Origin of the sequence: Sphingobium trunci, assembly GCF_022664535.1 — a bacterium.
GTDB lineage: Bacteria > Pseudomonadota > Alphaproteobacteria > Sphingomonadales > Sphingomonadaceae > Sphingobium.
Genome location: NZ_JAKUJY010000038.1, coordinates 20,070 through 32,751 on the forward strand (window position 1 = coordinate 20,070; position 12,682 = coordinate 32,751).

Consider the following 12,682-nt stretch of genomic DNA (forward strand, 5'->3'; position numbering starts at 1 on the left):
CGTCTACCGCCCCAGCAAGCCGCGCGCTTGCCCGGCGATTTCGGCCAGCATCGCGACATTGGGCGTGGCGGCCGCCTTGGCGCGGTGGACGAGGGTGCGGAACTGCTGGATGCGCTGACCCTTGGCCTTTAGCCATTCCTCGACATGGGCGGCAATGTCCTTGCCCTTCCCCTGGGCCAGGAAATCGAGCCGCACCTGCTGCATGTCGCGGGCCACGCCGGAGATGAGCAGCCGTTCCCAGGGATCGGAAGGTTCCATGCGCGCGGCGGTGGACTGGACCCAGTCGATGCCGACCGCTTCGCCCAGATGGGTGAAGGCGCGGGTGAGAGCGATTTCGTCCACGGACAGGCGCCCCGCCAGCGCGGCGATGCCGACGGCGCCGTCCAGCTTGAACAGACCGGCGGTGCGGCGGGCAAGTTCCTCCGGCGCGCCCAGCGCGAGCAGGCGGTCGGTGACGGCGGCGACCCGGCGAAGCGCCTCGCTGGTCAGCAACTCGTCGACCTTCTTCGCCAGCTTTTCGACGCCCTTCGCCAATGCGGCATGGCCCGCCTGCGGCAGGGCGCCGGTGGGCAGGGCGCGCAATATGTCCGCGATCTGCGCCCGCATGCCCCCTGCAATGTCGCCGAACAGCGCAAGGCGGGCCGCTTCGGACATTTCCGCCGCGTCGATATCCTCCCACAGCTTGCGGATATCGTAGAGCCGCTCCGCGATCAGGAAGGCGCTGGCAAGGTCGGCCAGCGAGCAGCCCTCCTCTTCCGCCAGTTCGAACGGGTGGATGATGCCCAGCCGGTTGACGATGCGGTTCGCGACCTTGGTGGCGATGATTTCCTTCGCCAGCGCATGGGCGGCAATAGCATCGGCTTCCTTTTTCTGCATCGCCGGGGGGAAGGCGGCCGCCAGTTCGCTGCCCATCGAAGGATCGGTGCCCAGCTCGCCATGCTCGATCGCGTCCTGAAGCGCGAGCTTGGCGGTGGAGAGCAGCACCGCCAGTTCGGGACGGGTCAGGCCCATGCCGTCCTGTCCGCGACGCAGCAACTGGTCATTGGCGGCCAGTCCTTCCACCTGCCGGTCCAGCCGTCCGCTTTCCTCGAAGGTTTCGATCAGGCGCACATAGCTGGCAAGGTCGTCCGCCCCGCCTCTCTCCGCAATCGAAAGGCCCAGGGCCTGCAGCCGGTTGTCCTCCAGCACGATGTCAGCCACCGCATCCGTCATGCTGATCAGCAGCTTGTTGCGATCGTCGAACGGCAGACGGCCTTCCGCCATCTCCTTGTTGAGCGCGATCTTGATGTTGACCTCATTATCGGAACAATCGACGCCCGCGCTATTGTCGATGAAGTCGGTGTTGATTCGCCCGCCCCGCAGCGAGAAGGCGATGCGCCCCGCTTGGGTGACGCCCAGATTGGCGCCTTCGCCCACCACCTTGACGCGCAGCTGTTCGGCGTTGACGCGCAGCCGGTCATTGGCCGGATCGCCGACATCGCCATGGCTTTGCGCGGCGGCCTTCACATAGGTGCCGATGCCGCCGAACCAGAGCAGGTCGTTGGGGCTTTTGAGGATGGCGGAGATCAGCGCGGCCGGTTCCATCTCCGTGTCGCTGACGCCCAGTATCTCCCGCACCTCTGGGGTCAGCGGGATGCTCTTCATCGAGCGCGGGAAGACCCCGCCGCCCTTGGAGATCAATGCCTTGTCATAATCGTCCCAGCTTGACCGGGGGAGCTGGAACATGCGGTTGCGCTCATCCCACGACCTGGCCGGATCGGGATTGGGGTCGAGGAAGATGTGGCGATGATCGAAGGCCGCGACCAGCCTGATCGCCTTCGACAGCAACATGCCGTTGCCGAACACGTCGCCCGACATGTCGCCGCAGCCGACGACGCGCACCGGCTCGCTCTGCACGTCGACGCCCATTTCCGCGAAATGGCGCTTCACGCTGATCCAGGCGCCCTTGGCCGTGATGCCCATCGCCTTGTGGTCATAGCCGTTGGAGCCGCCGCTGGCGAAGGCGTCGCCCAGCCAGAAGCCGCGATCCAGTGCAATGGCGTTGGCGACATCGGAGAAGGTTGCCGTGCCCTTGTCGGCGGCGACCACGAAATAGGGGTCGTCGCCGTCATGGATGACGACCTGCGCGGGATGCTTCACCTTGCCTTTGACGATATTGTCGGTGACCGAAAGCAGCGAGCGAATGAAGATGCGGTAGCTTTCGGTGCCCTCCGCGAACCAGGCGTCGCGGTCGGCCTGAGGGTTGGGGAGCTGCTTGGGATAAAAGCCGCCCTTGGCCCCGGTCGGCACGATGACGGCATTCTTGACCCGCTGCGCCTTCATCAGCCCCAATATCTCGGTGCGGAAATCGTCGCGCCGGTCGGACCAGCGCAGGCCGCCGCGCGCCACCGGCCCGGCACGCAGGTGGATGCCCTCGACGCGTGGGCTGTAGACCCAGATTTCGCGCCATGGCAGTGGCGCGGGCAGGCCGGGAATCTGCGCGCTGTCGAGCTTGAAGGCCAGGGCTTCGCTGGCCGCGTCGCTGTAGAAATTGGTCCGCAATGTCGCGGTGATGACGGCGCGCAGCAGGCGCAGCACGCGGTCCTCGTCGATGGCGGTGACCTTCTCCAGCCCTTCATCGATGGCGGCCTGCGCCGCCTGGGCGCGGGATGCGCCATCCTTGGCCTGCGGATCGTGCAGCGCCTCGAACAATTCGATCAGCTGGCGGGCAATGCCCTGTTCGCGGCGCAGCGTTTCGGCAAAGGTCGCCATGCCATAGGCCATGCCGGTCTGGCGCAGATAGCGAAACAGCGCGCGCAGCAGCACCACCGAGCGCTGGTCGAGCCCCGCCGTCACGATCAGTTCGTTGAAGCGATCATTTTCCGCGACACCCTCGGTCACCTGGGCGATGGCCTCTGTGACGATGTCGGCGCGGGCGATCACCGCATCGGCATCCTCGCCCGCGGGCAGCTCCAGCACGAAGCGCTGGACATGGCCCAGAGCACCGCCCTCTACCGGCGTCATCATCTCCTCGATCACGCGGAAGCCGAAATTCTCGAAGGCGGGGACGACTTCGGACAGGGCGATGGCGTCATGGCTGTAGAGTTTGAGGCGCAGCCGTTCGGGTGCATCCTCCTCATTGCGGTAGATGCGGATCGACTTGTCGCCGGGACCGGAAAGGCCGTGCAGCAGACGAATGTCGATCGCGGCTTCCACCGGTCCCGCGCCGTTGCGATAGCCCATGGGGAAGCCGGCGGCGAAGCGCTGGGCAAGGGCGGCCGCGCGGCCCGCTTCCTCGGTGTCGGCCAGCGCTTCCTCCACGGCGGGCAGCCATCCGCGCACCATCTGCTTCAACTGCCGGTCAAGCGGCTGTTCGTCGGGCACGACCCCTTCGCCACGCAGATCGAGGGTGATGCGCAGCAGGGCGAGGCCGCTTTCCTCCAGCGCGATCGACCAGCTCAGCACCGGACCGTTGCAGGCCTGGGCGAGCATGTCCTGCACCGCGACGCGACGCGCCGTGGTCAGTTCCTCGCGCGGCAGCCAGGCGAACGCATAGAGGTGACGGGCGAGCGCGCTGGTTCCCAGCACCAGCTTCGGGCGCGGCCGGTCGGTCAGCGACATGAAGGTCAGCACCAGCCGCTCCAACGTCTCGCGGTCGAAGCCGATCAATATGTCGTGGGGCAGGGCGGTCAGCGCATGGGTCAGCACCTTGCCCGCATGGCCATGGGGATCGAAGCCGAACTTGTCCATCAGCGCCGAGAGGGCCGAACGCAGCAGCGGCACCTTGTCCGGCGTCGCCGCCAGCGCCGCGCTGGTCCACATGCCCGCATGGATGGACAGCGCGACGACATTCTTGCCCTCGCGCACCGGCACGATGATCAGGTCTAGCAGAACCGGGCGATGCACCTTGGACAGCCGGTTCGACTTGATGATGAGGGGGGTGCGCTTGCCTTCCTCGAACCAGCCGAACGCGGCTTCCAGGGTGGCGGGCGCCAGCATCGGCTGATCCTGCAGGCCACAGACGCCCAGCCGGACATCTGCCTTGCCGTCACGGCGGCGCACTTCATGGCCGATCTGGGTGAAATGGCGGGCCAGGAACCAGCGGAGCAGCGCTGCGCCTTCCTCATCGGGAACCGCGTCGGCATCCGCTCCCATCGCCTCGCGCATTTTCGGCCAGTCGGCAACGGCGGCGCGGACATCGGCCAGCGTGTCCTGCAAGGCCTTCTCCAGCGCGCGGCGGCCCTTCGCGTCGGCGCGGTCGGCCTCGATATAGATCATGGATTCCCGGCGCGCGCCGGCGGCCTCGTCGTCAAGAATCGCCTTCAGATGGCCATCGCCGTCACGCGCGACCGACAGCACCGGATGCAGCAGGCGGTGAATGATGATGTCGGCCCCCGCCAGCGCATTGGCGATGGAATCGACCAGGAAGGGCATGTCGTCGTTGATGATGGCGATGCGCATGAAACGTCCGCTGGCCCCTTCGCCCAGCGTTTCCATGGCGATCACGACATGGCCGGATCTGCGGATGGCGGCGGTGCGGGCGATGAAGCTGGCGGCCTCATGCGCCGCGCCGGAATCGAACCCCTCGCTCTCGCCGGGCAGGGCCACCCGTTCCAGCGCCGTTTCCAGCGCGTTGCGAATGGAAACATCAACCTGCCTGGGCTCCGCCAATGCCGTCATGAACAACCTCTTGCATGCGGGTTCGCCCCGCCTCTGGTGGAACGGAAGAGCCGCTTAAGAACCCCATGCGGCTTTCCCAATCGATGCCGTTCACTATGCGCCACTGCGTGGTGAGGCTCAACCCAGAACAAGAAATAAAGTTACGTAATGTTGAAACAATATGTGCAGCGCAACATGGCGATCCGGCGCCAAAAGGAATAGCCCAGGGAATCGGCTCGCGATCCCGTTCTGTCAATGCGGGACAGTCATTCCTGCCGATAAAGTGCGTTTCCGCCGCGACTAGAGCATTTTCGAAGCAGGTGACATCACATCCTAAAGCGCGGCAGCGATGATGGCGCGCTGGCTGAGGTCCGATCCTTCGGGCAGGGCGCCCACCAATACCAGCGAACCGTCCTTTTCGCGCCGGGCAATGACCACGGCCAGTCCGTCCCCGTCGGTAGCGATGGTGATCGGGTCGATCGCCGCCGCCGATTTCATGGCGGCGCGGGCTGTCTGCTGCCGATCGGGCCTGGCCGGATCGTCGCTGCGGCGCTGGGCACGCTCGTCGCGGACCAGCGCCTTGAGACCGCCATCATAGCGGGCGAGATAGTCGCCGAATGTGCCGAGTTCCACCCCATGCGCACGGGCATGTTCCAGGGCCGTCGCATATTCGGTGATGCGCGTCTTGTCATAGGTGGAGCCGAAGACCAGCTTCACCACGGCCGTCATCGGCGCGCGGGCTTGCACCTTGAGGCCGCTATTTTCGAGCAGTTCGGCATATTCGTCAGGCCGGGCGACGGTGACCAGTGCGAAGTCGTAGGAAAGGCCGATGGCGCGATAGAGCGCGGCATGGCTGCGTGCTTCGCTGGTACGGGCCTTTTCCGCGCTGTCACGCGCCAGCGCCAGCCAATCGGAGAGGGGCGCGTCCTCGGCCGGGCTTTCCATTCCGCCAAGGTCCAACGTATCTTCGTCATCCTCGCCCGCGGCAGGGCCGTCAGCCCAGATCGGTGCAAAAGCGGGCGTGCTGGGTGCGATGCGGAGTGCTTCCTCCACCTCGCGGTCGATTTCCTCGCTGACCTTGAGTGCCACCACTTCCTTCCAGTTGATGACGCCGAACACGAAGTCGATCGTCTGGTCGTCGGAAGAAAAGGGCATCAAAATGCCGCGATAGAGAATTTCGGACCCCCGCTGGTTCATGAAGCCGGCCTCGAACCCGATGGGCGCGGCATTGGCGATGATCTGCAGATAATGGTCGGTCAGCCGCGACAGCAGCGATCGGGCCGGCACGTCGTTGATGAACCGGATCGGCCCCTCGATCTCGCATTCCTGGCGCAGCGCCGTGCCCAGATAGACGACAGCCGGATTTTCCAGGCCGGTGCTGAAATCGAGCAGCACGCTGTAGGGGCCGAAATCTTCCAGATCCTGGGGACTGAGGTCTTCGATGGAGGGCAGGCTGCGATCGCCGAGCAGCGAGGCCCAATAATTATAGGCGCGTACCTGCATCCGGCGTTCGTCCGAACCCACCAGGGGCGGCGTTTCGATGGCCGCATCATCGGCGAAATCGAAATCCTCCGGGTCATTGGGGATGCCATGCCCCCGCAGAATGTCCATCAATCGGTCCTTAACCCAGGCAAACGCCATCTGTCAGAGACTCGACAGTGCCATGGGATGGTAAACATGCCGTAAAGGCGGCGCAGAATGATGATCCGAAGCGGCTGGATAGGTAGGGCGGGATCGGGACAATGGAATGTTCGTCCTTTCGGGTCTTGCCAAGCGGGGATAGAGATGCTTCATTGAGTGATATAAAGAGTTCACACAATGAACTCATGGGCGTCGTTGGGAGAGGATCAGCATGCGTGGAAGAGGATCGGCGGGGTTTGGTCGCGCCCTCTTTGTGCAAGCGTCATGGCCGCTGCTCACCCAGGCGCGGGGTTGAACGCTCAAGGCAATGGAGGCCGTAGATATGGTGATCACGCGCGACACGCCCTTTTCCCCAGAGGACGATAATTACCACAAGCTGTCTGACAATCCGCTCGACCTGGAGACGAACTGGTGGGCGATCAACATTCCAGGGCGCCGCATCGGCATCTGGCTGCACACGGCCTATTATCCGAATCGCGACCTCGTTCGTTCCCGCATCTTCGCCTGGGATCCACGCGGGGCGGACCCGGCGCGGCTGATCTACTACAAGAATGTGGAAACGCCGCTGGGACCGGACCCCGACATGCGCGATATCCAATATCCGCAGGGCTATTCGCTCAAGGTGCTGGAGCCGCTGATGGCCTATCATCTCGGTTATAGCGACCCGGAACGCAATTTCGCGCTGGAGTTCGAATTCCACGCCGCGCATCCGCCGCACCGCTTCACCCCCGGCGAGGCGCCCTGCGTCGACAATCCCCATATCGACCAGCTCGGCCGTTTCACCGGTGAACTCACCCTCTATGGCGAGCGAATCCCGATCGACTGCTGGTCGGTGCGCGACCGCACCTGGGGACCGCGCGAGGGAGCGCATGCGGCCAGCACCAAATATGCGGGGCAAGCGAAAACGCGCGTGCTGCATCCCGGCGGCCCCCGCTGGCGCGAGATCGAGCGCGAACGCGGGCGCGGCCGCATCCAGTATATTTTCGGCCATACCGACGACCAGACCGGCTTCCTCAGCTTCGTTCGCCCCCAGGACGGCGATGCTTATGGCCGATCTCCGCTCAACATGGGCTGGTTGCTCAAGGACGGCCGCTTCACCCGGCTCGACAAGGCGAAGAGCTGGATGCGCAACTATCGTGACAAGGACACCGGCTGGAGCCAGCATATGGAGGTGTTGCTGGTCGATGAGGAAGGGCGCAGCATGGAGGCCGAGGGTTTCACCGTCAGCCATATGTGCGAACATGGCGCCGGGTCCAATGCGCTGATGCGCTGGGAATATGATGGCAAGATCGGTTGGGGCGAGGATCAGGATGGCTGGCGCGTCGACCATTTCTCGCGGATGCTCGGCGCCTTGCGGACGGCCCGGTGACGGCCGAGCGCAGCGGAGGAGAGCGATTTGCCATCCTATGAGCCGGTAGAGGCGCTCGTCCGGGGGCTGCGCGTGCTGGAGGCGGTGAACCGGCTTGGCCCTTGCCGCCTCGCCGACCTCCAGGCCGAGCAGTTATGCAACCGCGCGACGCTGGTGCGGATGCTGGAGACGCTGATGTTCGCAGGCTATGTGCATCGTTCGGCCAAGGGCAATCTCTATGCCGTGACGCCCAAGAGCCGGGAACTCAGCTCCGGTCTCAGCCTGCCGTCGGAGATCGCCCGCCGCGCCGAGCCAGTGCTCGCGCGCCTCCAGCAGCGCTGCGGCTGGCCTTGCGATGTGGCGATCTGCGACGGCACGGACATGGTGACGATCGCCAACAGCCCGAAAGAAGGGCGGCTGGCGTTCAACCGCCCGGCCGGATGGACCGCGCCGGTGCTGGCCAGCTCGCTGGGCCTTGCCTATGCGGCCTACTGTCTGGATGCGGAGCGTGTCAGCATCCTGTCCCGCCTTGTCGATGCGCCGGGGGAATGGAATGCGGTCGCGCGCGATCTTGCGGCGGCCGATAAGCTGTTCGAGGATATCCGCGCACGCGGTTATGCGGTGATGGACCCACGCTGGCGCGCAGCTTCGGCGCAGCCTGATCTGCGCACCATCGGCGTGCCCGTTCTGGTGGGCGGACGCGCCGTCGCGGCGATGAACTTCATCTTCATGCGCCAGGTGATGGAACTGGAGCAAGCTGTGGAGAAATTGGCCGGACCGCTTCGGGAAGCCGCGGCCGAACTCGGTGCCGCCCTGGAAATATTATACTGACTTCCGGCTTGGCCCGGACTTGTAAGGATTTCATATGCACGACAGCCCTGTTCACTTGCGTCTCCCGTCCTCCCCGCCGGAGGCACTGCGTTGAGCGAAGATCCGTCAGCGCTGCTGCCGCCGGGGCTGGCGGCGGATGTGGAACGGGTGACGGGCGCCTCCATCACGGCGATTCTGACGCGCAGCGGCGGCGGCGCGTCGCGCGAGGGGGCGGAGCTTTCGCTTCGCTGGCCCGACGGGCGCGAGGATCAGGCCTATATGAATTATGACGTGCTGCGCGCGGGCGCGGGCGACGATGCGGCCTTCCGGCGGGAGGCGGCGATCCTTCGCGCCCTGTCGGGACCGCTGAAAGATGCGGGCGTCCGCACCGCGCGCTTCATCGCTGCCCTGCCTGAACGGCGGGCCTTGCTGGCCGAGCGTGTCGCGGGCGAGGCGAATTACAACAGGCTGCGCGATCCGGCGCAGAGAAGCATCGTGGCGGCTGACTATATGGCCCAGATCGCCGCGCTCCACGCGATAGACGTCCACGCCTGTCCGATCGCGGATATGGGCGTGCCGCAGCCCATCGCGGACATGATCCGCGATCGGATCGCGGCCCTGCGGGCGCGCAACCGGGCCGCTGGCGACGATCCGCTGATAACGGTCACGCTTGACTGGCTGGAGGCGAACGTTCCCGCTGAACCCGATCGGTTGGCTATCGTCCATGGCGACGCGGGACCGGGCAATTTCATCTTCGCCGATGGCCGGGTCAGCGCGCTGCTCGACTGGGAACTCGTCCATTATGGCGATCCGATGGCCGATATCGCCATGCTGTGGATCAGGACCTTGTTCCAGCCGTTCGTGCCCATGCCCGAAGCGATCGCCGCCTATGAGGCGGCGGGCGGCGTGCCTGTGGACCGGGCTCGCGTGCGCTTCTGGCAGATATTCTTCGAGGCCGGCTTTGCTTTCACCAGCCGCTACGACGATCCGTCCGCGCCGCCGCCGCCCAATCTGGGCATGAACATGATCTACACCACCATCCACCGCAAGGTGCTGGCAGGGAGCCTGGCGGCGGCGGCGGGCATTTCCTTGCCGGAGGTCGCGTTGCCAGATGCGCCGCCCGGTCCGCGCGAACGCTCCTTCACTCTTGCGCTCGACGACCTGCGCGGCGTGATCGTCCCGCGCCTTGCCGACGAACAGGCCTCGGCAAAGGCGAAGGGGCTGGCGCGGCTCGTGAAATGGTGGCGCGACAATGAACGTTACGGTCCGGCCTGGCAGGCATGTGAAGTGGAGGAATTGTCTGCTGCGCTGGGAACCCCGTTTGCATCGGTTGAGCAGGGACGGATAGCCTTTGTCGAAGCACTGGCCGAAGGATCAATCAGTCAGGAAAAGGCGATCGCGCTGTGCCATGCCGCCGCTCTCCGCAGCGCGGCCCTGATGGCGGACGCCATGGGCGGCCTCAGCAGATCGAGCCTGGGGCCCTTGCAATGAGGGCGAAAGAAGGAATTGCATTTGCCCGCTTGTCCTGCGCCCAAAGCGCTGTTATCTGCCCGCCCTAACGCCGCTTTAGCTCAGTCGGTAGAGCATCGCATTCGTAATGCGAGGGTCACGTGTTCGAGTCACGTAAGCGGCACCATTACCCTCTCCGCCAGCATTCACTTCAGGTTGAAAAAACGGCGGAAATCTGCTAAAAATTCACTCTTTCTGGCTAGGTGCGTTTGTCGCCGTCCATGCCTGTCCGTTCCCCATTGGGGGTATCGGTAAGGGGTATGAGGCTAAAGCGTGAAACGCGATACCCCCAGGAAGCGGACGAGGCAGATGGGATGGTCGACGGATGGCGCTTTCAGACACGAGAATCAGGGGGCTGAAGCCGCAGGACAAGCCATACAAGGTTGCTGACGAGCGCGGCCTTTTCCTCCTGATCAGCCCAAATGGCAGCCGGCTATGGAGATTGAAATTTCGGATCGACGGGCTTGATGCCCAAGGACGGTTCAAAAAGATCGAGAAGTTGCTCTCCCTTGGCGCCTACCCGGATGTCTCTCTCAAGAGAGCCCGCTTATTGCGCGACGAGGCGCGGGAGGTGCATGCTGCTGGCTTGGACCCCGCTCTCGAAAAACAGAAGGCGAAGGCGGCCGCCAGGATCAGCGCGGAGAACAGCTTTTCCAAGGTCGCGGAAATGCTTCTGGAAAAGCAGGAGCGTGAAGGGCTCGCTGAAGCGACGATCAAAAAGAGGCGCTGGTTCATCAAGCTCGTCTTTCCTGTGCTGGGGAAACGGCCCGTCTCCGAAATCCAGCCTATGGAGGTGCTGCTGGCCCTGCGGCCAATCGAAAAGAAGGGGCGGCACGAGAGCGCAAAACGTGCGCTGAATTTCATCGGGCAGGTCTTTCGTTATGCAGTGGCATCCCAATTGGCGCCCGGTGATCCCACTCGCGATCTCCGGGGTGCGCTGACCATACCCAAGGTCAAGCATCATGCGGCCATTCTCGATCCGGAACGAGCGGGTGAAATGCTACGTGCTATTGATGGATATGAGGGGCAACCGCTGACGCGCTGGGCCCTGCAGTTGTCGGCGCACCTATTCGTTCGGCCGGGTGAGCTCCGAAAAGCGGAATGGGCAGAGATCGAAGCGGTGAAGTCAGTATGGTGTATTCCGCCCGCAAAGATGAAGGGACGGGTCGAACATCAGGTGCCTCTGTCGCGGCAGGCTTTGGCGATCCTGGCGGAGATCAGGACTCTGACGGGGAGGGGAAAGTACGTTTTTCCTTCGATCAGAAGCGCAGCAAATCCAATGTCAGAAAATACGGTGAATGCGGGCTTGCGACGGCTGGGTTATTCAGGCGACGAGATGACGGCGCACGGTTTCCGTTCCATGGCGTCCACTCTCCTGAATGAGTGCGGGAAGTGGCATCCAGACGCGATCGAGCGGGCCTTGGCGCACAAGGATCGGGATTCTGTTCGAGCGGCTTATGCTCGCGGGGCTTTCTGGAATGAACGTGTCGAAATGGCGCAATGGTGGAGCGATTATCTGGATCGGCTGAAGGACGAGCGGAAGGTGTTGCGCCCGGCGTTTGGTCAATGAGGGGTGGGGATAAGAGATGCCACGCGTTCTGCGATGGGCAGCGGATCGTAAGAAATGTGAAATTTCGACCCTTTCACGACACTCAGGCCTTGATTATGATTGGCCAGCTGCTGACGGTCCGGTTCCAGTAGCTGCCGACCAGTGTCAGTCGTTCGCTGGAAGGTTTTTGTACGGCAGTTTCGGCTGGAACCTGCCACCACCGCGGCTGCTACGCGCCTTATAAGCGGTCAGTCCCGGCCGCTAATTTGATACCTGAAAGCGGCCACTAGTGGGATCCGCATTCTTCAGATCGCGTACCGGCAGTGGTAACGCCGCATAAGTCAGAAGCTGGCGGATGCTCGACCTTTGGGAAATCATCGACCTCGAAATAAGGGTCCATGGTCCACCCATGCTCCTCGGCCATCGTCAGCCGGAACACTGCGGCATCCCAATGGCAAAATAGGCCGTCCGCGTCGGCAAATTCCTGCGCCATTACTTTGTAGTTAATGCCAACACGGTCGTAGCTTTTCTGCTTCTTGAAGGCCGTCTTGCGCGACATCCCAAACCGGAAAAGGTCGCCCGACGGATCAATGGCATCATAGGCGCTGATCAAGTGCAGCGTTGGCGAAAGACGCGCATCGCGATCAATCGGAAAGCCGTTCGCTTGGAGCCAGGTATAAGCCACGCCCCACAGGCGCAGCAGATCGTGCTGACCCAGCGGCTTCTTGTCGACGGCCGGGTCGCGGGCCAGGATCGAACTCAGCAGCGCCTTCATGCGCAGTTCGAGCGTCTGGCGGATCATGTGCGCGACTGGCGCCATCCAGTTACCAAGTTGCTCACTCCGATAGGTCTCGAGAAGTGCCGTCGCCGCGATCTGAAAATCCAGCGCGAGCTCGCCGTAGCTGCATTGGCCGTTGTGGTTCTCGACATAATAGATTGCCTTCGGCTCATCGCCGAAGGAGCGGCCGGGACCTTGCCAGATCTCGAAATGAAAGGGCGGATCTTCGGGTTCAACTGTCATGTCGCAAACAACTGGTAAATGGGAAAAAGCAGCCGTGCTTCACGCATTCCTCTCCGGGGGCGGTTATCGTTCAGTCCATCATAATCGAGGACCGAGCGCAACGTTGTGCATGGCCTTTGATCGAATGATTGCACGCAATACTCTGTCTGCAGCGTGGTTTAGGCGC

General features: G+C 63.6%; 7 protein-coding genes and 1 tRNA gene. 5 read left to right on the forward strand and 3 right to left on the reverse strand.

What is annotated here, in order from left to right; translation table 11 throughout:
* Nucleotides 1–3 precede the first annotated feature (3 nt).
* Both MJ601_RS20615 and MJ601_RS20620 read right to left on the reverse strand, forming a co-directional pair.
* Nucleotides 4–4,659, reverse strand: a complete 4,656-nt coding sequence (locus MJ601_RS20615; RefSeq protein WP_242130271.1) for an NAD-glutamate dehydrogenase — start codon at nt 4,657–4,659, stop codon at nt 4–6.
* A 312-nt stretch (nt 4,660–4,971) separates the two neighbouring features.
* Nucleotides 4,972–6,249 (reverse strand): PAS domain-containing protein, encoded by a 1,278-nt coding sequence (locus tag MJ601_RS20620; RefSeq protein WP_242130272.1) that lies wholly within the window; start codon nt 6,247–6,249, stop codon nt 4,972–4,974.
* Between the two features lie 352 nt (nt 6,250–6,601).
* Between MJ601_RS20620 and MJ601_RS20625 the strand changes: the two genes are divergently transcribed.
* The 5 genes from MJ601_RS20625 (at nt 6,602) to MJ601_RS20645 (ending at nt 11,516) form a co-directional block, all read left to right on the forward strand.
* Nucleotides 6,602–7,648 carry a DUF7064 domain-containing protein gene (locus MJ601_RS20625; RefSeq protein WP_242130273.1) on the forward strand — a complete coding sequence of 349 codons (1,047 nt, stop codon included), beginning with the start codon at nt 6,602–6,604 and terminating at the stop codon, nt 7,646–7,648.
* 27 nt (nt 7,649–7,675) lie between these two features.
* Nucleotides 7,676–8,458, forward strand: coding sequence for an IclR family transcriptional regulator domain-containing protein (locus MJ601_RS20630; RefSeq protein WP_242130274.1), 783 nt, complete (start codon nt 7,676–7,678; stop codon nt 8,456–8,458).
* A gap of 90 nt (nt 8,459–8,548) precedes the next feature.
* The gene (locus MJ601_RS20635) at nt 8,549–9,928 is read left to right on the forward strand and encodes a phosphotransferase family protein (RefSeq protein ID WP_242130275.1); all 1,380 of its coding nucleotides are present in this window, start codon (nt 8,549–8,551) and stop codon (nt 9,926–9,928) included.
* 69 nt (nt 9,929–9,997) lie between these two features.
* Nucleotides 9,998–10,073: transfer RNA gene (locus MJ601_RS20640), tRNA-Thr, on the forward strand.
* 198 nt (nt 10,074–10,271) lie between these two features.
* The gene (locus MJ601_RS20645) at nt 10,272–11,516 is read left to right on the forward strand and encodes a tyrosine-type recombinase/integrase (RefSeq protein ID WP_242130276.1); all 1,245 of its coding nucleotides are present in this window, start codon (nt 10,272–10,274) and stop codon (nt 11,514–11,516) included.
* 265 nt (nt 11,517–11,781) lie between these two features.
* Here the strand turns inward: MJ601_RS20645 and MJ601_RS20650 are convergent, their stop codons facing one another.
* Nucleotides 11,782–12,516, reverse strand: coding sequence for a hypothetical protein (locus MJ601_RS20650; RefSeq protein ID WP_242130277.1), 735 nt, complete (start codon nt 12,514–12,516; stop codon nt 11,782–11,784).
* Nucleotides 12,517–12,682 lie beyond the last annotated feature (166 nt).